The sequence below is a fragment of the Pseudarthrobacter ribosi genome, assembly GCF_055412865.1.
The window spans coordinates 52,735-77,388 of the sequence record NZ_JBVAYZ010000005.1 but is presented as its reverse complement, the minus strand read 5'-3'; the positions used below and the strand labels follow the sequence as shown (position 1 = coordinate 77,388).

The window sequence follows — 24,654 nt, the reverse complement described above, 5'->3', positions numbered from 1 at the left end:
GGTTATGAGTTTCGATGGCCAGCTTCCGCCAAAGACGCGGCTGCTGCGTGCGGCGGCTGAGTTGCTGGCCAACTCCGCCGGTGGCCCGGTTTCCACCCGCCAGATCACCCAGCGGGCCGGCGTCACCGCGCCGACCCTCTATCACCACTTCGGTGACAAGGAAGGGCTGTTCGACGCGGTTGTCGCGGCAGGTTTTGAGGAGTATGTGGCGGGCGAACGCGACTTCGCGCCGTCCGGACATCCGCTGGAAGATATCCGGCGGATGTGGGACAACCACGTGCAGTTCGGACTCAACCAGCCGGAACTGTACCTGGTCATGTTCGGCAATATCCGCCCGGAGAGCCGCCCGGCTGTCGTCGCCGACGCCGAGGGCCTGATGGAGGAAATGCTGAACAAGGCCGCCGTCGCCGGCCAAATTAACGTCCCTCCGCGGGAAGCGGCCAGGAGTATCCTGGCTGCCAACGTCGGGGTGACACTCATGCTGATCACGGAAAAGGCGCCCGAGCGCAACCTCGAGCTGTCCACCATGACCCGGGACGCCATGATCTTTGCGGTGTCCTCGGAACAGGCCAAGGAGAACGGTCCTGAAGCATCCGGGAAATCGTCAGTGGTTGTGGCGGCGATCGCCCTGAACGCGGCACTGCAGGCATCGCACTCCGACCAGCTCTCCAGCTCGGAACTCAAGCTCTTCCTCGAATGGCTCCACCGGATCTCCACCAGCTCCACCAGCTAGCTTTCGCGAATTCATCGGACCATCCTGCGGTGCAGCAGGAAATGACGGTTAGGAAATCACATGGCAACAGAGACAGTTGCGAAACCCCGTACCAGCGTGCGGGTCGGCGTCCAGAAATTCGGGACGTTCCTGTCCGGAATGATCATGCCCAACATCGGCGCGTTCATCGCCTGGGGCATCATCACGGCGCTCTTCATCCCGGCGGGCTTCCTGCCCAACGAGGAGCTCGCCAAGCTCGTCGGGCCAATGATCACCTACCTGCTCCCGCTCCTGATCGGCTACACCGGCGGCCGGATGGTCTACGGCGTGCGCGGCGGCGTCGTGGGCGCGGTGGCCACCACTGGCGTCATCGTCGGCACGGACATCCCCATGTTCATCGGCGCCATGATGCTCGGCCCGCTCACGGCCTGGCTCATGAAGAAGCTGGACAAGATCTGGGAAGGCCGGGTCAAGCCGGGCTTCGAAATGCTGATCGACAACTTCTCGGCCGGCATCCTGGCCGCCATCATGGCGATCGTCGGCATGCTCGTAGTCGGTCCGGTGGTGAAGGCCTTTAGCGACGGTGCCAGCGCAGTGGTCGAGTTCCTCGTTATCAACGGCTTGCTGCCTTTCACCAGCATCTTCATCGAGCCAGCCAAGGTTCTGTTCCTGAACAATGCCGTTAACCACGGCATCCTCACGCCTTTGGGCACGCAGCAGGCGCTCGAGCAGGGCAAGTCCCTCCTCTTCCTGCTCGAAGCCAACCCCGGTCCGGGCTTCGGCATCCTACTCGCCTACTCGATCTTCGGCACGGGACTGGCCAAGGCGTCCGCGCCGGGCGCCGCGGTGATCCAGTTCGTTGGCGGCATCCATGAGATCTACTTCCCGTACGTGCTTATGAAGCCCATCATGATCCTCGCCGCAATCGGCGGCGGCATGACCGGCATCTTCACCCTCGTGGTGACCGGGGCCGGCCTCCGGTCGCCCGCCGCGCCGGGCAGCATCATCGCCGTCTACGCCGCCACCGCCCGCGACAGCTACGTCGGCGTGACCCTCTCCGTGCTGTTCGCCACCACCGTGTCCTTCCTGATCGCCTCGGTGATCCTGAAGGCCAGCAAGACCCCGGTGGGCGCCAGCGAGGAAGATGCCCTGGGCGCCGCCACCGTCCGGATGGAGGAAATGAAGGGCAAAAAGAGCTCGGTGTCCTCCCTGCTCACGGGCTCCGGTGCTGCCGCCGGCGGCGTCGCAGTCCTCGCCGGGCCGGTCAAGAACATCGTCTTTGCGTGCGACGCCGGCATGGGCTCCAGCGCTATGGGCGCCTCGGTGCTGCGGAACAAGATCAAGGCTGCCGGCTTCCCGGACGTCAAGGTCACCAACTCCGCGATCGCCAACCTCAGTGACACCTACGACGTCGTCATCACGCACCAGGACCTGACTGAACGGGCCACGCCGGTGACCGCCAGCGCCGTGCACGTCTCGGTCGATAACTTCATGAACAGCCCCAAGTACGACGAGATCGTGGAACTGGTCAGGTCAAGCAACACCGAGATTGGAGCCGACGCCCCTGCGGCTGGCACTGCGGCCGGCGCCGCAACGCCCGAAGCGCCCGAAGCTCCCGAGGAAACCGGCCCCGCCGGCGTCCTGGTGGCGGAGAGCGTTGTCCTGAACGGCACGGCCACCACCCGCGATGCCGCCATCGACGAGGCCGGCCGGCTCCTGCTGGACCGCGGCGCCGTCGACGCCGGCTACCTGGACGCCATGCACGAACGTGAGGAATCCGTGTCCACCTACATGGGCAGCTACCTCGCGATTCCGCACGGCACCAATGCCGCCAAGGACCACATCATGAAGTCCGCAGTCTCCGTGATCCGCTACCCGAACGGCATCGACTGGAACGGCAAGGAAGTGAAGTTCGTCGTCGGCGTCGCCGGGATCAACAACGAGCACCTCCACATCCTGTCCTCCATCGCCAAGGTCTTCACCAACAAGGCACAGGTGGCACAGCTTGAGGCGGCCACCACGGTCGAGGAAGTCCTCGACCTGTTCGGAAAGGTCAATTCATAGTGAAGGCTGTTCATTTCGGAGCCGGGAACATTGGGCGCGGATTCGTGGGGCTGCTGCTGCACGAGGCGGGGTATGAGGTGGTGTTCGCGGATGTCGCGGAGGACCTGATCACCCAACTGGCCGCCGCGGACAGCTACCGGGTCCACGAGGTGGGGGAGCACCCCACCGTCCGCACCGTGGAGAACTTCCGCGCGCTCAACTCCGGCGGCCAGGAAGCGGAGGTCATCGCGGAGATCGCGACGGCGGACGTGGTCACCACCGCGGTGGGGCCGCATATCCTCAAATTCGTGGCCCCGGTGATCGCCCGGGGGATCGCCGCCAGGGCCCCCGGTCTCGCTCCGCTGCAGGTGATGGCGTGTGAGAACGCCATCAACGCCACGGACATCCTGAAGTCCGAGGTCTCGGCGCAGTGGGACCCGGCCGCGGGATCCCTCGACGCCGCCGCCGTGTTCGCGAACACGGCGGTGGACCGGATCGTGCCCAACCAGGAAGCCGGGCAGGGCCTGGACGTCACGGTGGAGACCTTCTACGAATGGGTCATCGACCGGACACCGTTCGGCGCTGCGGTACCGGTCATACCGGGTGCCACGTTCGTGGATGAGCTGGAGCCCTACATCGAGCGGAAACTGTTCACCGTGAACACCGGGCACGCCGCGGCAGCCTATTTCGGTTTCGAGGCCGGGCTCGGGAAGATTTCCGAGGCCATGGCCGATCAGGATGTCGCCGCCGATGTGCGCGCCGTCCTGGACGAAACCAAAGAGTTGCTGGTGGCCAAGCACGGCTTCAACCGTGACGAGCAGGAGGCCTACGTCCAGAAAATCCTGGGCCGCTTCTCCAACCCGCACCTGCCGGACACTGTGAACCGGGTGGGCCGGGCGCCGTTGCGCAAGCTCAGCCGGCACGAACGCTTCATCGGTCCGGCCGCGGAGCTCGCCGAACGCGGAATCGTGCCGGAGTCACTGCTCGGGGCGATCGCCGCAGCCCTGCGTTTCAACGACCCGGCCGACGCCGAGGCCGTGGAGCTCAGGCAGATCGTGGCATCCTCCAGCGCGGACGAGGCCACCGCGAAGATCACCGGCCTCGCCCCGGACCACCCGCTGTTCGCGGCTGTGTCCGCCCTGGTCGACGAGGCCAAGGAAGCCGTCTAGTCCGTTTCCAATATCGCGAAAGCATAGCCGCCGACGCCGGAACTCACCCGAGTTCCGGCGTCGGCGTCTGTGTTTTCAGCGGGTTCACCCGCCGAGGTGACAGATCACGCCCATGTTTGCCGGAAACATGGGCCTGATCTGTCACCTCGCGGGGCGGTAGGGCAAGCTGGACTGGTGACTTCGAACCTCCCTGACCGGACCCCATTGCTGACCCTCGACGTCGACACCGGGACTTTCCGCCTGCGCCATGCCGAACGCGCCGATCTGCCCGACATTCTCCGGCTGCTGGCGGACGACCAGCTCGGGTCAAGCCGCGAGGACCCGTCCGATCTGGCCCCCTGCGAGAAGGCGTTTGCCGCGATCGACGCCGATCCGGCCCATCTCCTGCTCGTGGGGGAGCTGGCGACCGCGGACGGGCCCGGTATCCGCCTGGTGGCAACCTTCCAGCTGAGCTTCCTGCCCGGGCTGTCCCGCCGGGGTTCATGGCGCGCCCAGTTGGAGGCTGTGCGGGTGGGGAGCGAGCTGCGCGGCCAGAGCGTCGGGGCGGCGATGGTGGAATGGGCCATGGACGAGTCGCGGCTCCGCGGCTGTTCACTGATGCAGCTCACCACGGACAAGTCCCGCACGGCCGCCCACCGGTTTTACGAACGGCTCGGCTTCGCGGCGAGCCACGAGGGCATGAAGCTCGTTCTGTAGCCCCAGTGCCGGCCGAGGTGACAGATAATGCCCATGCTTCCCCGAAACGTGGGCATTATCTGTCACCTCGCGGGGCGGGACTGCGCGCTGGAGTGCGCCCGCTCAGGCCTTGCCGGAGTCCTTCGCGGAGCCCTTCGGGACGAAGAGGGTCTCGGCATGCTCCAGGGACATTCCGTTGGTTTCCGGGACCTTGAACTTCACGAAGAAGAACGAGGCCGCCGCGAACATCGCGTACATGGCGTAGGTCAGGGGCAGGGAGGCCGCCGCCATGGCCGGGAAGCTCAGGGTGATGGCGAAGTTGGCGATCCACTGGGCGGCCGCGGCGAGGCCCAGCGCACGGGCGCGGATCCGGGACGGGAAGATCTCGCCCAGCAGCACCCACACGAGCGGCCCCCAGGAGGCGCCGAAGCTGATCACGAAGACGTTGGCGGCCACCAGGGCGACCGGGCCCCACGCACCGGGCAGAGAAATCGCGTCGCCGGTTCCGGTGGCGGACCCGAAGGCGAGGGCCATGGTGCCCAGCGAGACGGCCATGCCGATGGAACCCGCCAGCATGATGGGCCGGCGGCCGATCCTGTCCACGAGGGCAATCGCCACGAGGGTCACGAGGATGTTGGTAATGGCGGTGGCCACAGAGATCGTCAGGGAGTCCTTCTCCTGGAATCCGACGGCCTTCCACAAGGTGGTGGAGTAGTAGAAGATCACGTTGATGCCGACGAACTGCTGCAGCACCGACAGGATGATGCCGATCCACACCACCGGCTGCAGGCCGAACGCCTTGCCGCGCAGGGAGCCCTTCTGGCCCGCGACCTTGTCTTCCTCGATGGCCTTTTTGATGTCGCGCAGGTGGCGGTCCGTGTCCTCGTTCGGGGCGATGGACTGGAAGACTTTCAGGGCTTCCTCGTCCTTGCCCTGGAAGACCAGGAACCGCGGCGACTCGGGCAGGGTGTACGCGATCCAGCCGTAGACGACGGCAGGTACGGCGCCGGCGAGGAACATCCAGCGCCAGGCCTCAATGCCGAACCAGAGAACCTCGCCGGCGCCGCCGGCGAAGTTCGCGAACAGGGCGTCCGAGAGCAGGGCCGCGAAGATACCCGTGGTGATGGCGAGCTGCTGGAGCGACGCCAGGCGGCCGCGGACGTGGCGCGGGGAGATCTCGGAGATGTAGGCCGGGGCGATCACGGAGGCCAGGCCGATGCCCAGTCCGCCGACGAGGCGCCAGAAGATGAGGTCCCACACGCTGACGGCGAAGCCGGTCCCGATGGCACTGATCAGGAACAGCAGCGCACCGATCTTCATCGCAGGGATGCGGCCGTAGCGGTCAGCGACCTTCCCGGCCAGGTAGGCGCCCGCGGCGCAGCCAAGCAGGGCCACGGCGACGGCGAAGCCGGTCACGGCCTCGCTCAGCGCGAACTCGTCCTTGATGGCGTCGACGGCGCCGTTGACCACCGAGGAGTCGAAGCCGAAGAGGAAGCCGCCCACGGCGCCCGCCACGGCCAGCCAAATGACCCGCTGGGGGATCTTGGCTACGGTCTGGTCTTGGGTGGTTGTCATCTGGCTCCCTCGGCATTCGCGTTCCACGGCCTGCGGCCGCAGCTACCAAGTCTTACACCGAGCCAGAGCGGTGCATGTCACACGGCCAAAAAGTGAGACGAAACATACAGTTTGGCGGGCGCCGCGGGCGGACGCCTCCGCCGACCGCCGCCGAGGTGACATTTCGCGCCCATGTCCGGGCCAGCCATGGGCGCGAAATCTCACCTCGGCAGAAGCGGCCCGGGCGCTGTTGAGGACAGGTGGAGGCAAGCTGGGGATAACTTAAACGCGCTGCGCCGGATCTCATCATGATGAGGTAATGCGTCGACTTGAACTCCCACCAGCCCTGGCGGATGGCTCGTTCTCCGTGCTGGCCGCGGATGAGGCCGGGATTCCCCGGAAGCGGACCCGGGCCCGGGACCTGATCACCGTGTCCCGCGGTATCCGGGTCCCGGCCGGCAGCAGCGCACAGGGCGCCGCAGCGCTGAGGGCCTACTGCCAACTCGATGACTGCACCGTGCTCTGCCACGTCACCGCGGCGCGGATATGGCGCGTAGGCCTCCCCCTGTGGGCAGACTCCGACTGGCGGATCCACCTTGCCCGGCCGCGGGGCGGCAGCATCCCGAAACGGGCGAACGTGGCGGGACACCGCCTCGCGCTCCGGCCCGGGGACGTTGTGATGCTCGACGGCGTCCGGGTGACCTCGCCCAAACGCACTTTCCTGGACCTGGCTGCGGTTCTGTCGTTGGACGACCTCGTGGCCGCCGGGGATTCCCTGGTCTCCGAGCACGGCCCGGAGTTTCCCTCGCCCCGGGACGCCCTGTCGAGCATCGAGGCGCTGAACCGGATGCTGTTCCAACACCCCGGAGCCCGGAACATCCGGAGGGCGCGGGAAGCCCTTGGGTTCGTGCGCGTCGGTGCGGATTCCCCGCCGGAGACGCATCTGCGCCTCGCCGTCGTCCGCGGCGGCCTGCCGGAACCGAAGCTCAACCACGTGGTCTGGGGCCCGGCGGGAACCCCGGAGTTGTGGCCGGACGCAGCCTATCCGGCATTCGGTGTCTCGCTGCAGTATGACGGGATCCACCATGGTGAGGCCGGCCAGCATCAGCGCGACATCCACCGTGCGCGGACCACGGACCGGCTGGGCTGGGTCGAGGTGAGGGTCTCGAAGGATGACCTGACGGGAGAGCGCCCGGCCGTCGTCGGCAGGGTCCGGCGCGCGCTCCTGTCCCGGGGATGGACGCCGAAGTGAGATTTCGCGCCCATGATGTTGCCAATCATGGGCGCGAAGTGTCACCTCGGCGCATTACCGCTCGACCAGGATCCCGTCCGGGTCGCACCAGATCGTCGCGCCGGGCCGGAGGACGACGCCGTCGATCTCCAGTTCCACGTCACTCTCGCCCGCGCCCGCTTTGGCGCTCTTGCGCGGGTTGCTGCCCAGCGCCTTCACGCCGAGCGGCAGCCCGGCGATGGCGGTCCGGTCGCGGATGGCGCCGTTAATCACGACGCCGGCCCAGCCGTTCGCGACGGCGCTTGCCGCGATCAGGTCGCCCATCAGGGCCGTGCGCAGCGAGCCGGCGCCGTCCACCACCAGGACGGCGCCGTCCCCTGGGGTGGCGAGGGTGGACTTGACGAGGGCGTTGTCCTCGAAGCAGCGGATGGTCCGGACCGGGCCGCTGAAGTGCGTGTTGCCGCCAAGCGACTGGAACTGCAGGGCCACGGAGTCGAGTTCTTCCCCCCGCTCGTCGTAGAGATCGGCGGTATTAACGGCGGACGCGGCCATCGGGTCTCCTCTTACTGGAAATAGGGGGGCGGATCGTGATCCCCACGATAGTCTGGCTCCACACTGATTTTCAGCGTGCGTCAGCCGTTTCCGGGGGGAACTGAATTACATGAGCCTGTCCGATCTGTCCGGAGCAACGCCGGACCCAGCCCGCGGCAGCCTTAACGCGGGAAGCCCGACGGCGGTGGCGCTCGCCGAACCTGAACGAGCAGTCCGCCCCGTCTGGGTCACCGGCGTCGTCCTCGTCAACGTGGGAATCAACGCTGCCTTCTTCGGCCCGCTCCAAGTGCTCCTCGGTCAGCAGGCCGCCGCGTTCAGCGAAGCTGACAAGGAGGCCATTCTCGCCCTCGTAACCGGAGCCGGTGCGGCGGTCTCACTCGTTGCCAATCCCTTGTTCGGTGCGTTCAGCGACCGCACCACTTCACGCCTGGGCCGCCGCGTGCCCTGGGTCCTCTTCGGGGCAATCCTCGGCGCCGCGGCCCTGATCGCGCTCGCCGGGGCGCCGAACGTTGCCATCATGGCGCTGCTCTGGTGCCTCGTCCAGGCCGGCTGCAACGGGGCCTATGCCGCCGTTACCGCCGCCATCCCGGACCGTGTCCCCGTGGTCCAGCGCGGCACCGTGGGAGGCCTGGCCGCCATGGGCCAGACAGTCGGCATCCTCATCGGCGCGGTGATCGCCGCGGCGGTAACCGGGAACTTCGCCGTCGGCTACCTGTTCTGCGCCGTGGCGCTGCTGGCCGGCGTCGTGCTGTATTTCTTCAAGAACGACGACGTCCCGCTCCCCGCGGGGGCACGCCCGCCGTTCAGCCTGGCCGGCTTCGCCAAGGGCTTCTGGATTTCCCCGGTGCGTTACCCGGACTTCGCCTGGGCCTGGCTGACCCGGCTCCTGGTGAACATCGGCAACCACATGGTCACCCTCTATCTGCTCTTCTTCCTCAAGGACGCCGTCCATCTTCAGGAGACGCAGGGCATCGCACCGGAGTTCGGTGTACTGATCCTGACCGGCCTCTACGCGGTGATGGTGATGGTGACCAGTGTGGTCGGCGGCCGGCTGAGCGACCGGATGGGGAAGCGGAAGCCGCTCGTGATCATCTCCTCCGTCATCATCGCGGCGGCCTCGCTGATCCTCGCGTTCGCGCCGAACTGGACCGGGGCGCTGCTGGGCGCCTCGGTGCTGGGAATCGGCTTCGGCTGCTACCTTGCGGTGGATTTCGCCCTTATCACCCAGGTGCTTCCGACGTCACTGAGCCGCGGAAAGGACCTGGGCGTCCTCAACGTCGCCAATTCCCTACCCCAGGTCCTCGCCCCGCTCATCGCTTTCCCCTTCGTGACGCTGTGGGGAGGCTACGTTTCGCTGTACGTGGCGGCCGCGGTGATCGGACTGCTGGGGGCCGTCTTTGTGGTCAAAATCAAGGGCGTCGACTAAGCCAGAACGCGCCGCTGAGTGGCTCCGGCCTGCCGCCGCCGGCACTTCTTATGACTGGATTCCGGCCCGGGAGCGTGACGTATAGTGGACGGGAATTGCCGCGGCAGCGCTGTGGGAGATCCCTTCCTGCTGCCGAGAAAACCGACCCCGGAACGCTGCTGATGCCTGAATTTCACTCAGAACTTCCACCGATGGCCCCTCCGCCCTCCCTGCCAAGGCAGCGTCTCCGCTACACCCGGATCCTCGACGTCGCCGCCGGGTTCGCCCGCAAGGGCCTGGACTCAGTGGTGCTCTCCGAGGTCGCGGCCAAGGCCGACGTTCCGCTGGGCACCCTGTACCGGTATTTCCCCTCTGCCACCCAGTTGGTGCTGGCGCTTTACCGTAAGCAGTTGACGGAACTGCATGCAGGCGCACCCGCGAAGAAATCCCCGGGTCGAACCGCGAAGCCGCCCGCAGGGAACGCCGGCGGCCCGGCACGGAATGCCGGGGGCGACGTGCCGGCCCACGCGCTCGTCGGCGTCGTGATGGAAATCTTCCACATGCGCCTCATGCAGCCCGCCGTGGAGCAGTGCCTGAACAGGGCCGTCTATGCCAAGGACACGGACACCACGAAGCTGCTCCGCGAGATCGACTCCGCGGCCAAGAAAGCCGTCACGGCCGTAAGCGGCGACGCCGCCATCTCCCGGGTTCTGCTGCTGACCGTCACTGGACTGGTCCAGTCCGTCCGATGCCGGCGGCTGTCCCTCTTCGAAGCCGAGGAGGACCTCAAAAAAGCGTGTTTTCTGCTGACATGCACCCGCCGGTCGGCGTAACTGGTCTAGACCAATCTGATAATTTACCGGCCGGTATTGGCTCTTTTTCGTGCTCCAGGCCACAAATTCGCTGGGATAAACGTTTAACCGACCGCTCCGGTATGTCGCGCGACACGTCACGGCCGGCGAGATCTGTTTACCATTGCAGAACCGGAGCGGCCCAGCCGCCTGCAGTACCCGGAGCTTCACCGCGGACCCACCAACCCTGGGTCGCTGCCGAGGCTCCAGACCATCTTGAGCATCCCTGTGCTTGAGCTTCCATGTGCCGTACGCCCACGGTGAGCCCCAGGAGACAACGAAGTGTCCATTGAAACGATTAACCCCGCCGACGCCACGTCCCCCGAGCCCGTAGCAGCGCTCAGCGACGAAGAAATTTTCGCATCCCACCAGGGCGGCAAGCTTTCGATTGCCAGCACCGTGCCTCTCGCCAGCAAGCGTGATCTGTCCATCGCCTACACGCCCGGCGTCGCCCAGGTCAGCCGCGCCATCGCGGCCAACCCTGAATTGGCCAAGACCCTGACCTGGGCCCAGCGCCTCGTTGTCGTCGTCAGCGACGGCACGGCGGTTCTCGGCCTTGGCGACATCGGCGCTAGCGCCTCGCTCCCGGTGATGGAGGGCAAGTCAGCCTTGTTCAAGGCCTTCGGCGAACTCGACTCCATCCCGCTGGTGCTCAACACCACCAACGTCGACGAGATCGTCGAGACCCTCGTCCGGCTCCGCCCGAGCTTCGGCGCCGTCAACCTTGAGGACGTCTCCGCGCCGCGCTGCTTCGAGCTCGAGGAAAAGCTCATCGAGGCCCTCGACTGCCCCGTGATGCACGATGACCAGCACGGGACCGCCGTCGTCGTCCTCGCGGCCCTGACCGGCGCCGCCAAGGTGACCGGACGCGGGCTCGAGAAGCTGCGCGTTGTCGTCTCGGGCGCCGGTGCCGCCGGGATCGCCGTCGCACAGATGCTGCTCACCGCCGGAATCAGCGACATCGTGCTGCTGGACTCCCGCGGCGTCATCAACAGCGAGCGTGCGGACATCGCCGCCGATCCCGCCAGCAAGAAGGCCGAGCTGGCCAAGAGCGGCAACCCGCGCGGCGTCTCCGGCGGACCCGCCGACGCCCTGCTGGACGCCGACGTGTTCATCGGGGTCTCCTCCTCCCAGCTGGCCGAGGAACACCTCAAGCTCATGAGCCAGGACTCGATCGTGTTCGCCCTGTCCAACCCGGATCCCGAAGTCCTGCCCGAGGTCGCACGCCGGTACGCCGCCGTCGTCGCCACGGGCCGCAGCGACTTCCCGAACCAGATCAACAACGTCCTCGCGTTCCCCGGCATCTTCCGCGGAGCCCTCGACGCCGGCGCCCGCCGGATCACCCCGGCGATGAAGCTGGCTGCGGCCCGCGCCATCGCCGCCCTGGCCGACGAGGACCTTTCCGCCGACTACATCGTCCCCAGCCCGCTGGACCCGAGGGTGGCGCCGGCAGTGTCCGCCGCCGTCGCCGCGGCGGTTGAAGCCGAGTAGCCACAGCAGCACAGACGACGACGGCGGCGCTTCCTTGGGGGATGCGGTGCCGTCGTCGTCTTTATGGGGCCGGCCGGGCGCCGGGCCAGCCGGAACCACGCGCCTCCGCGCCATAGACTGGGGCGATGAACCCCGAGTCTGTTGTGACGATCCTGTGCGGCCTCGCCATCCTGGTGGGCGTGGCCGGTACCGTCATCCCCGTATTGCCCGGCAGCTTCCTGATCGGACTGAGCCTGCTGGCCTGGGCCATCTGGGGCGGCGCCGGAACCACCGGCTGGGTGGTGTTCGCGATTGGCATGGTCTTCGTCCTGGCCGGAATGGCCGCCAGCGCCGTCCTGACCGGCCGGAAACTTAAACAGCACAGCATTCCCAGCCGCTCGGTGGTGGCAGGCCTGGTCCTCGGTGTCGTGGGGATGTTCATCATTCCGGTGGTGGGCCTGTTTGTCGGTTTCGCCGCCGGTCTGCTGCTCAGCGAACTACACCGCACGCGAGCCATCGGCACGGCCGCAGCCTCCAGCTGGGCCGCCTTGAAGGCCACCGGGCTGGGCATGATCGTCGAGTTCGGACTCGCCTGCCTCGCCGGCAGCACCTGGGTGATCGGCCTGTGGGTTTCGGCCGCGGCCTAGTCTGCCCGCGGCCTCCCCGCGCCTACTAGCATGGATGTATGAGCGCCGGACCAGGACAATCCGCACCCCGCCCAGCCCTGTACCGTGACATGCGCGACCTGGCGCCGTTCCGCACGCCGGTCATCCGGACTCCTGTCCGCGGCCTCGCCGAGGGCGTGGGCGGCGCGGTCTCCGGAGTCCTGGCCGGGCGGACCCGCGGCGCTCTGCCCGTGGAGGGCGGCGCGCCCCGGCTCGGGAAGATTGGCGGCAGGGCCCCGGGCAAAGCAGCGAAGGCCGTGCACTCCGCGATCTTCGGCAGCTCCGACCCAAACCGGCTGATTGCCCTGGCGCACACCTACCCCGGGTGGGCCGGGCTGTGCTACCTGATGGCAGGGCTGCAGAGCTACGCCCAGGGCGGCCACCTGCGCGCTGCCGAACTGCTCCAGCGCGGGATGCTGACCAGGAACGACGACGATGCGAACCGCTACGCCGCCACCTACCTGGCCCGGGTTATCACTCGGGTGGCCGTCGCCGAGCGGGTCGAGGTTCCGGTCCTTTTCAGCGAGGAAGCGGTGTTCCTGGCGCTGTCCCACTCACTGCGCGAGACCGGCCAGACGGAGACTGCCCTCGCGGCGCTGAACGGACTGCCGCCGTCGTTGCCGATGGCCCTGGCGCGCTGCACGCTGGCCGCCTCGCTGGGACGGCACGAGGAGGTGGTGGCTGACACTGAGGGGCTGCTCAACGGGGACGACCTCTCGGCGGCGCTGCTCCTGGTGCGGGCACGCTCTCTGCGGAAATTTGGTGCCAATGCGGCCGCCCGTGCCGCCCTGCAGGAGGTCCTGCGCCGACGCGCGACCGACTTTACGCTCCGCAGCGATGCCCTCACGGACCGGGCGCTCCTGCTGCTGGACAACGGACGGAAGGCGCTGAACCGGCTGGACTGGCAGCACCGCCAGTCATCAGACCTGGAGACGGTCCGGGCCATCCGCAAGGACGCGGAACTCCACGAGCTCTGGGACCGCGAATACGGCCGGGCCGACGACGACTGAACCGGGGCGAAATGACCCTTGCGGGGCCCCGGAAACAGGGAGTACAACCGAGGGATGAGAGATGCGGCAGCGCGCTGGATGCAGCACTACATCGTTGCCTGGACGTCGAACGAGCCGGAGGACATCAGGGCGCTGTTCACTGAGGACGCCGTCTACGCCACCCGCCCGGATGATCCCGATCCGTGGACCGGGCGCGAGCAGATCGTGGAGCGCTGGATCGCCAGCCATGACGAGCCGGGGGACTGGACGTTCAAGTGGAATCTCCTCGGCGTCGACGGCGGAAGGGCCTTCGTGCAGGGCCGCACCGATTACCGCGGCGACAGCCGGAGCTATGACAACCTCTGGATCATCCAGCTCGCGGGCGACGGCCGCGCCACAGCGTTCACCGAGTGGTACATGCCGCGCGCGGCGGCCGGCTGAGTTCAGCCCCGGGACAGGACCTGGCCCAGGAGCGGCACAAGCTGCTCGGACAGCAGGACGGTGCCCAGGGCCACCATGATGATGCCGCTGGCGAGCGTCACTTTCCGCGCCGCCCCCGGTCGGGAGTGCAGCAGCCGGCGCGCCAGCAAGGCAACGGCGCTGTAGACCACGGCGACCAGGAGGACGAACGTCAGGCCGAGGAGGCCGGACTGCACGGGCACGGGCAGGGAGGCCTCGGGGCTGACGAACTGCGGCACCAGGGCCACATAGAACAGGAGGCCCTTGGGGTTGATGCCACTGGTTCCGATGCCCTGCAGGAAGGTCCGGAACTGGTTTGCCGGTGCCCGCAGCTCCGCGCTGCCGAAGCTCGCCCCGCGCCACGTCCGGATGGTCGTCAGCCCGAGCCACAGGAGGTAGGCCGCGCCGGCGACGGTCAGCCAGCCCAGCATGCCGGGGACCCCGGTGAGCAGGGCGGCCAGACCGGCCACCAGCAGCACCGTGTGCAGCACGTAGCCCCCGCAGAGTCCCGCCACTGCGGGCACGAAACTGCGCTGCTTCAGGCCCGCGGTGATGGAATACGCCCAGTCCACCCCCGGCGTGCAGGCCAGGGCGCCGGCGACCAGCAGAAAGGCGAGGAAAAGCTGGGGGTTCAAGGCGGTCTCCTGAGGTCTGGGTACAGGAAAAGTCTAGGAAAATAACCGCCAAAAGTGTTCCCCTTTTTCGCGGAGAAATGCCGCTGAAGGGTAAGATTATTGCGTGATAGACCATTTGGACAGAAGTATTTTGCGCTACCTCAAAGAGGACGGCCGAATGACTGCGACGGCGCTCGCCGCGAAGGTGGGATTGACCGTGGCGCCCTGCCACCGGCGGCTCCGTGACCTGGAGGCCGCCGGCGTGATCCGCGGCTACCGGGCCGACATCGATCCCTCGGCCCTCGGGCTCGGGTTCGAAGCGATCGTCTTCGTCACGCTGCGCCAGGTGGACCGGGCAACGATGGAGATTTTCGAGAACCGCGTCGCGGACAACCCGAATATCGTCGAGGCGCAGCGGCTGTTCGGTTCCCCCGACTACCTGCTCAAGGTCATCGCCGAGGACCTGCCCGCCTACCAACGCTTCTACGACAGCGAGCTGACGTCGCTGCCCGGCGTCGAACGGCTGACGTCGACGCTGGTGATGAAGAACCTGAAATCCAACACGGGTCCGCCCGTCTAGCTCGGCGGAGCCGACGCTCAGGTGCCCAGCAGGCCCGTGGTCCGGTAGGGGATGACCTCGCGCAGGAACATGCTGGTGGAGGTCCGCACGATTCCGGGGCAGAGCCGGATTTCCTCCGAGACGCGGTACAAGTCGTCCGGGCTTTTCGCCACCACGCGGATCAGCAGGTCCGTCTCGCCGGCCGGTGCGTGGCATTCGAGCACCTCCGGGATGTTCCGCAGCGCAGCGATCGCTTCGTTCAGGTGGCTCTGGTCCAGCTCGGCACTGACCGACGCCGCCACGCCGCGGCCCAGCGCGGAGGGCAGCACCCGGCTGCTGTTCGGCCGGAGCGCACCGGAGAGAGTCATCCGCTCCAGGCGTGACTGCACGGTGCCGCGGGCCAGGCCCAGTTTCTGGGCCAGCACCATGATGGGCAGCCGGGGATCCTGGTCGAGGGCGAGGAGGATTCGCCGGTCGGTCGCGTCGAGTTCCTGCAAAGTGACCACTTCCTGTTTGTCGCCCCGGCCGCAGTTGATCAGATTGACCAGTGCAGGCGATGTCCGTTGCACCAACTGTAGGACTTCTGTTGAAATAGTGACAACAAAGGGACGAAGGCCACCGCCGGATCCCAACGGCTACAAGTACCCCGGCACACCACCCGGACCTTGGATGAGGCTTCCCGCAAGGAACCCGCCTGCTGATTGACTCTTGTTCACACCAACGTCTTTCCGCACCAATCCCCGCATTCGCAGTGCCATGGCCCGGAGCAACGCCCCGGGTCCGGCACGGCAAGAGCCCCTGAGCCACCGACGTCGGATTTCCGAAGTCATCGGTAGCTGAGGGGCTCTTGTGCTGGCGGCGCATAGGCTGGAGCCATGACCTCTGCCGGCCGTTTCGCCCCCAGCCCCTCCGGCGAACTGCATGTCGGCAACCTCCGCACCGCGATCCTCGCCTGGCTCTTCGCCAGGTCCACCGGCAGGCGGTTCCTGATGCGGGTTGAGGACCTGGACCGGGCCCGGGCCGGCGCCGAGGCGGAGCAGCTCCGTGACCTCGCCGCGATCGGCCTCACGTGGGACGGCGGAATCGTCCGCCAGACCGACCGCGGGCCCCTCTACGCCGAGGCGATCGCCGGGTTGACCGCGGCCGGCCTGACCTATGAGTGCTTCTGCACCCGCCGCGAAATCCAGGAGGCGCCGTCCGCCCCGCACGCTCCGCAGGGGGCCTATCCGGGCACCTGCCGGAACTTGTCTGAGGCCGAACGCGCGGTCAGGCGCGCCGCCCGTCCCGCGGCGGTCCGGCTCCGGTCCGCCGTGACCGCGGCGACGGTGCAGGACGTGCTGCACGGCAGCTACACCGGCGTGGTGGATGACTTTGTGCTCCGCCGCAATGACGGCGTGACCGCCTACAATCTCGCCGTGGTGGTGGACGACGCAGCCCAGGGCATCGACCAGGTGGTCCGCGGCGACGACCTGCTGCCCTCCACACCCCGGCAGGCCCACCTTGCATCGCTGCTGAATATGCCTGTTCCGGAATATGCGCATGTTCCGCTGGTTCTTAGCGCCGACGGCGCCCGGTTGGCCAAACGTGACGGGGCAGTCACACTCGCGGACCTTTCGGCCGCCGGTATTCCGGTGGGCCAGGTGCGCGACGCGCTGCTGGCATCCCTGGGGCTGCCGGCCGGTCCGCTGAAGCAGGCACTCGCCGTGTTTGAGCCCCCCGCGCTGCCGCGGGCGCCGTGGATCTGGCCCGGGATGGCCGGGCCGGACGCGTAGGCTGGAAGCATGTCAGAACCAGAGTTCAGGGAAGCGACCACCCCGCAGCCGAGTTTCACCGTCGAGACAGCAAAGATCCTCGCCGAAGTGGCCCACAACCGCCAGAAGGACAAGCTCAAGCGGCCGTACCGCGAGCACGTGATCGCGGTCGGGGATGCCCTGGCGGACTTCGACGACGACATCAGGATTGCTGGCTACCTGCACGACATCGCCGAGGACACCCCGATGACCCGGCAGGCGCTGCTGGACATGGGCGTCACCGAGCGGGCCGTGGACATCATTGAGCGTGTCACCAAGCGCCTGCACGAGAACCCGGACGACTACCAGGCCGGCATCCGCTACATCGCCGAGGACCACGACGCCACCCTGGTGAAGATCGCGGACAACGCCCACAACTCCCTGCCGGAGCGGGTCAGGGCACTGGCCGAGAAATGGCCGGACAAGCCGCCGGTCACCCGCTACAACGAGGCCCGACCGGTGCTCTATGCCGCGGTTCCGGTGGAGGAAACCCGCAAGATCCTGGCCCGGATCAACCCGTGGCTGCTGGCGGAACTCGACGATCTGCTCGACGAGGCGGACAACACCGACTACGAGAATCTCTCCTACGAGGACACCACCGAGGACACCAGCGAGGAAACGACCGAGGCCGAGCCTGCGGCCGGACCTGGCGAGACCCACGCCGCGGCCCCCGAGTCCGAGCCGCACCGGGCCTGAGCCTGCGCCCGGCCTGCGCCGGTCGGTTCCGAAGCCGTGTCCGCCGTCGGCCTCTGACAGCAAACGGGGGATCACGCCGAGCCCATCCCGCCTCCCACCATGGGCGATAGCTGACCCCGCGGTCCGTTGGCTGGGGACCTCGCCCGCCACAACAGGCCGATATAGGCCAGATCGAAGACGCTGCAGAGGACGCCGACGCCCAGAATCAGCGGCGAGTTGCCGTACCAGCCGAACACAATGGTGGGCGCAAGGGTCCCGATCCACTTGGCCACTGCGATCAGCAGTGTCTGGCCGCGGGGTCCCTGGCGGGCAGCAAACAGGGCGATGAACAGCCCGGACATCAGCAGATTCTGCAGGAACGCCGCGTAACGCGGCGCGTCTTCCCAGCCGAACTCCACCACGAAAAGCAGTTGAACCGCGAACGCCGTGGCGCCCAGCAGGAGCGCCCAGCCGATGAAAAGCCTCCGCGTCACCCACGCTGGCAGCTCGGAGCGGCCGAACCTGAGGAAGGTATACACAATCACGACGTCGGCGAGTGCCCACGCGATGTTGAAGACCCCCTGGGTGGATATGCCGGTCGCAACGGAGCGGGTGGCATGGATGGTCTCCCAGGCGAAATTGAGTCCGAGCGCCGCGGCCGGGATCGCGTAGCTTCTGTCCCGGAACCCGATTCGGATGGCATCGACGTACACCGCGGTCCAGGCGAGGCCGCTCACGATCGTGAGAAACAAGATCACGGTTTCCTCCTCGTCCTAGCCGTCTCACGGCCAGCCCGCGCGATACGTGCGGGTTCGCCGTTGCGTTACGGCGACTTCGTGCGCTTCCGGCGAATTCGGCCTGTGACCCCGCGTTGCCTTAGGGGGTTAGACCCGGCCCAGGGCGTCGATGTCCTCGAGGAACTGCTGGTGGACCTCGTCGCTGACCGTGGTCCGGGTGTCCGCGATCGCGTCGAGGTAGTCCTGTGTCGCGGGACCCTTCCGAACCGCGTCGCGGAGGACGGCGCTGCCGCTGGAAGCCAGCCCGCCGTCGTCGTACACCGCCTTCTCCAGCGCACGCTGGGACGCGCTCCGGGCCGCGTACTCGATGTCCGCGGGGGAAAATCCTTCGGTCCGGTCCACCAGCAGCTCCACGTCCACGTCGTCCACCACGGTAGCGGGAATGAACCGCTGCCACATGGCCTCACGGGCCTGTCGGTCGGGCAGGCCGATGGGGATGACGTAGTCGAAGCGGCCGTGGCGCAGGAACGCGGTGTCCAGGGCGCGGATGAAGTTGGTGGCGCAGACCAGCAGCCGGCCGGGTTGTTCGCGGAAGGCCGGGATGATCTTGAGGAGTTCGTTGGTGACGCCCTGCAGCGGCGACGGCGGCTCGCCGGACCGCTGGGCGGCGATCTCCTCCACCTCATCGATGAACACAACGGCGTGTTCCAGCTCGGCGATCTCCAGGAAAGTCTCGCGCAGCGCCCCTGCCAGGCCCTTGGGATCGGAGGCCAGCCGGGAGGGGAAGACCTCCACGAACGGCCATTCAAGGCGGGAGGCAATCGCCTTCGCGAACGTGGTCTTGCCGGTGCCGGGAGGGCCAAAGAGGACGACGGCGCGCGGCGGCACCACACCGTACTCGTCGGCGAGGTCGGCCTCGGCCAGCGGCAGGACCAGGCGGCGCTCTAGGAGCTCCTTCTCGTTCCGCATGCCGGCGACGTTCCCCCATAGGTCGCGGGCCAGGATCCGGCCTCCGAGCTGGCTGAGCGGTTCGAGTTCCTGGCGCTGCACCGGAATCTTCCGTTCGAAATAGCGCAGGTTCTTCTTGAGCACAAAGCCTCGGCCCAGGAACGCCTCCACCCGGGTCTCGGATTCCGGCATGAGCGCGGAGAGCTTGTTCAGCCCGTGCGGCGCCATCCGGTTCTCGACGGCGGCCAGCAGCGAGGTGCCGATCCCGCGGCCCCGGTACTCGGGGAGGGTGGCCAGGAAGACGATCCAGCCCTGGTCGTGGGCGGCCCGTCCGATGGCGGCGCCCACGACCTGGTCGCCCTGCACGGCGACGACGGCATGGTCCTTTTCGCAGGACGCCAGCACCTCGGAGAGCGCGTAGACCGGTTCGACATTGGTGGCCTTGAGGGACTCCCAGAGGTGCAGGATGCCGTCGAGATCGGCGGAATGGAAATCCCTGATTCGCCAGTTGGTCATGAGGTGTCTCCCGGGTGGTTCGTCGCTGAGCCAGTGTGAATCTGTCCGTTGAGCATATGCGAACAGCCTCCGGGAGAGGTTGCGCGGACGTAGCGTTACGGGGACGCGGAGTGCCGGAAGGCTACTCCGGATCTCCGCCGGCACTCCCGGCGGGCCGGGCGGCCGCGAGCGGGTATGGTCCGGTGAAGCCGTCGCGGACGGCGGCGATTTCCAGGATGCGGTGCCGGCAGAGCCGCCAGCCGAGCATCAGCAGCGGAACAATGACCACGACCGACGCGATGGTCCACGTTCCCACGGGCGAGTCGAATGCCATGAGGATCAGGACCGCCAGGAGGAAGGCCAGCGTGATCCAGCCCGTGACGGGAGCGCCGGGCATCCGGAAAGTGGGCCGGAGCAGTTCCCCGCGGGCTGCGAGCCGGGCAAGCTGCATCTGGCACAGGACGATCATGGCCCAGGTGCAGATGATGCCCAGCGATGCGACGTTCAGGACGATCTCGAAGGCCTCGGCAGGGACCAGGGCGTTGAGGACGACGCCCAGGCCCGCCACGCCGGCGGTGAGGGCGATGCCGCCGTAAGGGACACCGGACTTGTTCATCCGGCCGGCGAATTTCGGCGCGGAACCTGAAACGGACATGGAACGCATGATCCGGCCGGTGGAGTAGAGGCCGGCGTTGAGCGAGGACAATGCCGCGGTCAGGACCACGAGGTTCATGATGGCGTCCACGCCGTCGACACCGATAGAGCCGAAGAACGTCACGAACGGGCTTTCGCCCGCCTTGTAGGAGCTATAGGGCAGCAGCAGCGAGAGCAGCACCAGCGAGCCGACGTAGAACACCGCAATACGGACTATCACCGTGTTGATGGCCCGAGGCATGATTTTTTCCGGGTTTTCCGTCTCGCCGGCGGCGGTGCCGATCAGCTCGATCGAGGCGTAGGCGAACACGACACCCTGCATCACCACGACTGCGGGCAGCAGGCCGTTGGGGAACATGCCTCCGTTGTCCGCGATCAGGCTGAACCCGACCTCCTGGCCGGCGACGGGGGTGCCGAAGATGACAAAGTAGATGCCGACGATCAGGAAGGACACGAGCGCCACCACCTTGATCAGCGCGAACCAGAATTCGAGCTCGCCGAACACCTTCACGCTGATGAGGTTGAGACCCAAAACGAGGATCAGGGCGGCCAGGGCCCACGCCCACTGCGGTACGTCAGCGATCGGCGCCCAGTACTTCTTGAAGAAGTTCATGTACAGCGCGACGGCAGTGATGTCCACGATCGCCGTCATGGCCCAGTTCAGCCAGTACAGCCAGCCGGTGACGAAGGCGGCCTTTTCGCCGAAGAATTCGCGGGCGTAGGAGACGAACGAGCCCGACGACGGCCGGTGCATCACGAGTTCGCCGAGCGCCCGCAGGATCATGAAGGCAAAGAACCCGCAGACGGCATAGCTGATGATCAGGGCAGGGCCGGCCGTGGCGAGACGGCCGCCGGCGCCCATGAACAGGCCGGTGCCGATGGCGCCGCCGATTGCGATCATCTGGACCTGCCGGGGTTTCAGACCCTTGTGGTAGCCCTGGTCCTCGGCGTGCAGCGCTGCCTCGGAGGCATGGGCATGCGCCGGAATGGTGTGGTCGGAGACGGCTGGCCGCTGTTGGGCCGGTTGATTTTGGGCGCGGGCAGTTTCGGGAGAAGTCATGGGGTTCCTTCGGGGTTCGAGGGCGCGCTATTTGCTCAGGTTGGCCAGCCGCTGCGGGCTGAGGAGGTCGGCGAGCTGCTCGGCGGTGAGCAGCCCGTGTTCGAGGACGAGTTCCGCGACGCCCTTGCCGGTGGCGAGGGCTTCCTGGGCAATGGCCGTGGCCGTGGCGTAGCCCAGGTGCGGGTTGAGGGCGGTGACGAGGCCGATTGACTGTTCCACCGTGAGGCGGAGGTGTTCGGTGTTGGCGGTGATGCCCCGGACGCAGCGGGCCGTGAGGGTGCGGCAGGCGGCTTCGAGGTGGGAGATGCTCTTGTGGAGGCTGTGGACGATGATCGGTTCGAAGGCGTTGAGCTGGAGCTGGCCGGCTTCGGCGGCCATGGTGATGGTGACGTCGTTGCCGATGACCTCGTAGGCGACTTGGCTGACCACTTCCGGGATGACGGGGTTGATCTTGCCGGGCATGATCGAGGAGCCGGACTGCACGGCGGGGAGGTTGATTTCGCCGAAGCCGGCGCGCGGGCCGGAGGAAAGCAGCCGGAGGTCGTTGCAGATTTTGGACAGTTTCACCGCGACGCGCTTGAGCACGCCGGAGAGGTGCACGAAGGCGCCGACGTCCTGGGTGGCCTCGATCAGGTCCACCGCGGTGACGAGCGGCAGGCCGGTGATGTCGGCCAGGTGCCGGCAGGCGGCCTCGGCATACCTGGCCGGTGCGTTGAGGCCGGTGCCGATTGCGGTGGCGCCGAGGTTGATTTCGTGGATCAGCAGGTCGGCTTCGGCCAGGCGGAGCCGGTCCTCGCCGATCGTGACGGCGTAGGTGCCGAATTCCTGGCCGAGCGTCATGGGGACGGCGTCCTGGAGCTGGGTGCGGCCCATCTTCACGACAGTGCGGAATTCCAGGGCCTTGGCGGCGAAGGCGTCTTCGAGTTCGGTGAGGGCGTCGAGCAGCTCCCGGGCGGCGAAGATTGTGCCGAGTTTCACGGCGGTAGGGTAGACGTCGTTGGTGGACTGGCTGAGGTTGACGTGGTCGTTGGGGTGCAGCCGCGCGTAGTCGCCCTTGGGGTGTCCGAGGATTTCCAGGGCACGGTTGGCGATCACCTCATTGGCGTTCATGTTCGACGACGTCCCGGCGCCGCCCTGGATCACGTCCACCACGAACTGCTCGCTGAGCTTGCCGTTCATGACGTCGGTGCAGGCCTCCTCGATGGCCCCGGCGCGGCCGGCGTCGAGCAGCCCGAGCTCGTGGTTGGTGCGGGCGGCGGCCAGCTTGACGGCGGCCAGCCCGCGGACCAAATGCATGTTGGACGCGAGCGGCTGGCCCGTGATCGGGAAGTTCTCCACGGCCCGGAGCGTGTGCACACCCCAGTAGGCGTCGGCGGGCACCTCCCGGTCGCCCAGCAGGTCATGTTCGGAACGGAATTCTGCGCGTTCATCGAGCGAGGTCATAGCGGTCCTTACGGGGTGTCGGGAAGGTTGGAGAGTTACGGGGGGAGCGAGGAAATCGGTGGCCTGCAGCAGCCCGACGGGCCGGCCGCCGCCCAGCACCGGTGCCGCGGCGATGCGCGCCAGGGGAGAGGTGTCGACATCGAGGGCGGCCAGGATGCGCACGGTGACGGGCATCCTGGCGCGGTCCCCGCCGTCGGAGATCTTCACGGCAACGCCGCGGCCGTCGGGCAGACCGACCAGCTGGACGCCCTCGAAGCCGTCCTTGGCCAGGAGGCCGGGGACCAGTCGCATCAGCGCGGTGACATCCCGGTCCTCGCCCGCGGCCATCTCAGGCTGGCGGCGCATGGCGCTGGCGACGGCGGCTTCCGCGCTGCCGGGTCCCGTTGCCGAGGCCAGCCGGCCGAAGGCGCGGGCCATGCCGCGCAGGGTTAGGGCGAAGAGCGGGGTGCCGCAGCCATCAGTGGAGGTGTGTTCCGGGTCCTCGCCGGTCAGGTCCGCCACGGTCCGGGCCACGAGCTGCTGGAGCGGGTGCGCCGGGTCCAGGTATCCCAGGACCGGCCAGCCGTTGATGACGCAGGTGGCCGCCATAGCGGCGTGCTTTCCGGAACAGTTCTGCGCCAGTTGGGTGGCCTGCCCGCCGCGGCCGAGCCATTCCTCGCGCTCATGAACGCCATAAGGGAGGTCGGTACTGTTCTCGAGGTCTTCAGGGGTCAGTCCATGCAGTTCCAGGATGCGCAGCGTGCCGTCGCGGTGAGTCGCCGCCCCGGAGTGGCTGGCGGACGCGAGGGCGAGGAGGTCCTCCGGAAGGTCCAGGCCGGCACGAACCATGGCCACGGCCTGCAGGGGCTTGAGGGCGGAGCGCGGGTAAAACGGAGCGAGGGGCTGGCCGGCTGCCAGGAGGATGCGGCCGTCCGCCGCCGTGGCGATTGCCGAGCCGTAGTGGATACTCTCGACCACGCCGCTGCGGGTCTGGACCGCCAGCGGGACGTGTTCCGGGAGGCTCCCTGGAGCCAGCGGAGTCGGGGTGTGCGCGGGGGCAGGAAAAATCATTGCGTCCTTTGGGCGGTGGTGTTGGTTGTCGCTGGTCAAGCCGCTGGTGGATCTACTCTTCTTGGCGCGGGGGTCAGGAGCCTGCCGGGGAGTTGAGAATCGAGTCGAGGGCAAGACCAACGGCATGCAGGTGCTGGCTCATGGCGATGCGCGCCGTTGCCGCGTCGCCGGCCTCGATGGCGGACAGGATGCGCCGGTGCTCCGCATCGGAGGCGTGTTGCCGGTCCGCCACCATGTTCAGGGTCTCGGACTGGTGGGCCAGGGCGTCCCGGATGTCTGCGACGACGTTCTCGAACACCTTGTTCCGGCTGGCCCGCGCGATCAGCGCGTGGAAGCTCGAGTCCAGGCCCACCCACACCTCGGGGTCGTCCTCGGCGGTCATCGCGGCGACGATGTCCCGCATGGTCTCGAGTTCCTCGGGCGTACGGCGTTCCGCCGCCAGCCCGGCGGCCGGGACCTCGATGTGGGGACGTGCCTCGGTGAGGTCGCGCGCCGAGTATTGTCCCAGGACCAGGTCCTTGGCCACGCGATCGGCGACGACGAAAGTGCCCCGCCCGGTCCTGGTGACGGTCAGCCCCAGGGCAGTGCAGGAACGCAGGGCCTCGCGCACCACGGAGCGGCTCACGCCGTACTGCTGGGCAAGAGTGGTCTCGGAGCTCAGCTTGGCGCCAACGCCGAGCTGGCCGGATTCGATTTCGGAGCGGAGGACATTGAAGACTGCTTCGGCTGCGCTAAGGCGGGCGAGGGGCTGTCCTGCTGTCCGGCTGTCTGACAGGTTCACGCTTTAAAATATGGCACGGGTCACATCACGTGTCAACTCTGACGGCGGCCCCGGGGCCGGAGGCCGCCGTCGT

At 67.5% G+C, this 24,654-nt stretch carries 23 protein-coding genes and 1 pseudogene; 14 read left to right on the top strand and 10 right to left on the bottom strand.

Features of this window, described 5'->3' with window-relative positions; translation table 11 throughout:
* The first annotated feature begins 4 nt into the window (after positions 1-4).
* The 4 genes from ACZYZ5_RS06875 to ACZYZ5_RS06860 all read left to right on the top strand — a co-directional run bounded on the left by ACZYZ5_RS06875 (position 5) and on the right by ACZYZ5_RS06860 (position 4,620).
* A complete protein-coding gene (locus ACZYZ5_RS06875) occupies positions 5-733 on the top strand; it encodes a TetR/AcrR family transcriptional regulator (RefSeq protein WP_463900327.1) in 729 nt (242 codons plus the stop codon).
* A 60-nt stretch (positions 734-793) separates the two neighbouring features.
* Entirely contained in the window at positions 794-2,776 is a 1,983-nt protein-coding gene (locus tag ACZYZ5_RS06870) for a PTS mannitol transporter subunit IICBA (protein ID WP_463900325.1), read from the top strand.
* Positions 2,776-3,924, top strand: a complete 1,149-nt coding sequence (locus tag ACZYZ5_RS06865) for a mannitol-1-phosphate 5-dehydrogenase (protein ID WP_463900324.1) — start codon at positions 2,776-2,778, stop codon at positions 3,922-3,924. The genes ACZYZ5_RS06870 and ACZYZ5_RS06865 overlap by 1 nt, the downstream gene beginning before the upstream one ends.
* Before the next feature lie 174 nt (positions 3,925-4,098).
* A complete protein-coding gene (locus tag ACZYZ5_RS06860; protein ID WP_463900322.1) occupies positions 4,099-4,620 on the top strand; it encodes a GNAT family N-acetyltransferase in 522 nt (173 codons plus the stop codon).
* A gap of 102 nt (positions 4,621-4,722) precedes the next feature.
* On the opposite strand, the gene ACZYZ5_RS06855 is transcribed toward ACZYZ5_RS06860, so the two are convergent.
* Positions 4,723-6,174: a sugar porter family MFS transporter gene (locus ACZYZ5_RS06855; RefSeq protein WP_463900321.1), complete on the bottom strand. Its 1,452-nt coding sequence runs from the start codon at positions 6,172-6,174 to the stop codon at positions 4,723-4,725.
* 298 nt (positions 6,175-6,472) lie between these two features.
* On the opposite strand from ACZYZ5_RS06855, the gene ACZYZ5_RS06850 reads away from it, so the two are divergent.
* A complete protein-coding gene (locus ACZYZ5_RS06850; RefSeq protein WP_463900319.1) occupies positions 6,473-7,405 on the top strand; it encodes a putative endonuclease domain-containing protein in 933 nt (310 codons plus the stop codon).
* Between the two features lie 54 nt (positions 7,406-7,459).
* Here the strand turns inward: ACZYZ5_RS06850 and rraA are convergent, their stop codons facing one another.
* A complete protein-coding gene (gene rraA / locus ACZYZ5_RS06845; RefSeq protein WP_463900317.1) occupies positions 7,460-7,936 on the bottom strand; it encodes a ribonuclease E activity regulator RraA in 477 nt (158 codons plus the stop codon).
* Between the two features lie 109 nt (positions 7,937-8,045).
* Between rraA and ACZYZ5_RS06840 the strand changes: the two genes are divergently transcribed.
* The 6 genes from ACZYZ5_RS06840 to ACZYZ5_RS06815 all read left to right on the top strand — a co-directional run bounded on the left by ACZYZ5_RS06840 (position 8,046) and on the right by ACZYZ5_RS06815 (position 13,757).
* Positions 8,046-9,362, top strand: a complete 1,317-nt coding sequence (locus ACZYZ5_RS06840) for an MFS transporter (protein WP_463900314.1) — start codon at positions 8,046-8,048, stop codon at positions 9,360-9,362.
* 191 nt (positions 9,363-9,553) lie between these two features.
* Positions 9,554-10,174, top strand: a complete 621-nt coding sequence (locus ACZYZ5_RS06835) for a TetR/AcrR family transcriptional regulator (RefSeq protein WP_463900311.1) — start codon at positions 9,554-9,556, stop codon at positions 10,172-10,174.
* A 300-nt stretch (positions 10,175-10,474) separates the two neighbouring features.
* Positions 10,475-11,683, top strand: a complete 1,209-nt coding sequence (locus tag ACZYZ5_RS06830) for an NAD(P)-dependent malic enzyme (RefSeq protein WP_463900310.1) — start codon at positions 10,475-10,477, stop codon at positions 11,681-11,683.
* A 125-nt stretch (positions 11,684-11,808) separates the two neighbouring features.
* On the top strand, positions 11,809-12,309 hold the full coding sequence (locus tag ACZYZ5_RS06825) for a DUF456 domain-containing protein (RefSeq protein ID WP_463900308.1): 501 nt from the start codon (positions 11,809-11,811) through the stop codon (positions 12,307-12,309).
* A 38-nt stretch (positions 12,310-12,347) separates the two neighbouring features.
* The gene (locus ACZYZ5_RS06820; RefSeq protein ID WP_463900306.1) at positions 12,348-13,337 is read left to right on the top strand and encodes a hypothetical protein; all 990 of its coding nucleotides are present in this window, start codon (positions 12,348-12,350) and stop codon (positions 13,335-13,337) included.
* A 54-nt stretch (positions 13,338-13,391) separates the two neighbouring features.
* Entirely contained in the window at positions 13,392-13,757 is a 366-nt protein-coding gene (locus tag ACZYZ5_RS06815; protein ID WP_463900305.1) for a nuclear transport factor 2 family protein, read from the top strand.
* A gap of 2 nt (positions 13,758-13,759) precedes the next feature.
* Here ACZYZ5_RS06815 and ACZYZ5_RS06810 read toward each other — a convergent pair whose 3' ends face one another.
* On the bottom strand, positions 13,760-14,410 hold the full coding sequence (locus ACZYZ5_RS06810) for a LysE family translocator (protein WP_463900303.1): 651 nt from the start codon (positions 14,408-14,410) through the stop codon (positions 13,760-13,762).
* A 103-nt stretch (positions 14,411-14,513) separates the two neighbouring features.
* Between ACZYZ5_RS06810 and ACZYZ5_RS06805 the strand changes: the two genes are divergently transcribed.
* Positions 14,514-14,969 carry an Lrp/AsnC family transcriptional regulator gene (locus ACZYZ5_RS06805; RefSeq protein WP_463900301.1) on the top strand — a complete coding sequence of 152 codons (456 nt, stop codon included), beginning with the start codon at positions 14,514-14,516 and terminating at the stop codon, positions 14,967-14,969.
* A gap of 17 nt (positions 14,970-14,986) precedes the next feature.
* Here ACZYZ5_RS06805 and ACZYZ5_RS06800 read toward each other — a convergent pair whose 3' ends face one another.
* Positions 14,987-15,445, bottom strand: coding sequence for an Lrp/AsnC family transcriptional regulator (locus ACZYZ5_RS06800; RefSeq protein WP_463900688.1), 459 nt, complete (start codon positions 15,443-15,445; stop codon positions 14,987-14,989).
* Positions 15,446-15,823: 378 nt separating this feature from the next.
* Between ACZYZ5_RS06800 and gluQRS the strand changes: the two genes are divergently transcribed.
* A complete protein-coding gene (gluQRS, locus tag ACZYZ5_RS06795; protein ID WP_463900299.1) occupies positions 15,824-16,720 on the top strand; it encodes a tRNA glutamyl-Q(34) synthetase GluQRS in 897 nt (298 codons plus the stop codon).
* 9 nt (positions 16,721-16,729) lie between these two features.
* Positions 16,730-17,434 (top strand): HD domain-containing protein, encoded by a 705-nt coding sequence (locus ACZYZ5_RS06790; RefSeq protein WP_463900297.1) that lies wholly within the window; start codon positions 16,730-16,732, stop codon positions 17,432-17,434.
* A gap of 71 nt (positions 17,435-17,505) precedes the next feature.
* Here the strand turns inward: ACZYZ5_RS06790 and ACZYZ5_RS06785 are convergent, their stop codons facing one another.
* The 6 genes and pseudogenes from ACZYZ5_RS06785 to ACZYZ5_RS06760 all read right to left on the bottom strand — a co-directional run bounded on the left by ACZYZ5_RS06785 (position 17,506) and on the right by ACZYZ5_RS06760 (position 24,581).
* Positions 17,506-18,171 carry a transmembrane-type terpene cyclase gene (locus tag ACZYZ5_RS06785; RefSeq protein WP_463900296.1) on the bottom strand — a complete coding sequence of 222 codons (666 nt, stop codon included), beginning with the start codon at positions 18,169-18,171 and terminating at the stop codon, positions 17,506-17,508.
* A gap of 126 nt (positions 18,172-18,297) precedes the next feature.
* Positions 18,298-19,614: an ATP-binding protein gene (locus tag ACZYZ5_RS06780; protein ID WP_463900295.1), complete on the bottom strand. Its 1,317-nt coding sequence runs from the start codon at positions 19,612-19,614 to the stop codon at positions 18,298-18,300.
* Positions 19,615-19,735: 121 nt separating this feature from the next.
* Positions 19,736-21,307 carry an amino acid permease gene (locus tag ACZYZ5_RS06775; RefSeq protein ID WP_463900294.1) on the bottom strand — a complete coding sequence of 524 codons (1,572 nt, stop codon included), beginning with the start codon at positions 21,305-21,307 and terminating at the stop codon, positions 19,736-19,738.
* Positions 21,308-21,334: 27 nt separating this feature from the next.
* Positions 21,335-22,750, bottom strand: a complete 1,416-nt coding sequence (locus ACZYZ5_RS06770) for an aspartate ammonia-lyase (RefSeq protein WP_463900686.1) — start codon at positions 22,748-22,750, stop codon at positions 21,335-21,337.
* Positions 22,751-22,828: 78 nt separating this feature from the next.
* A pseudogene (locus ACZYZ5_RS06765) lies at positions 22,829-23,800 on the bottom strand (asparaginase); the annotation flags it as partial.
* Positions 23,801-23,873: 73 nt separating this feature from the next.
* Complete coding sequence (locus ACZYZ5_RS06760; RefSeq protein WP_463900293.1) at positions 23,874-24,581, bottom strand: FadR/GntR family transcriptional regulator; 708 nt, start codon at positions 24,579-24,581, stop codon at positions 23,874-23,876.
* Positions 24,582-24,654 lie beyond the last annotated feature (73 nt).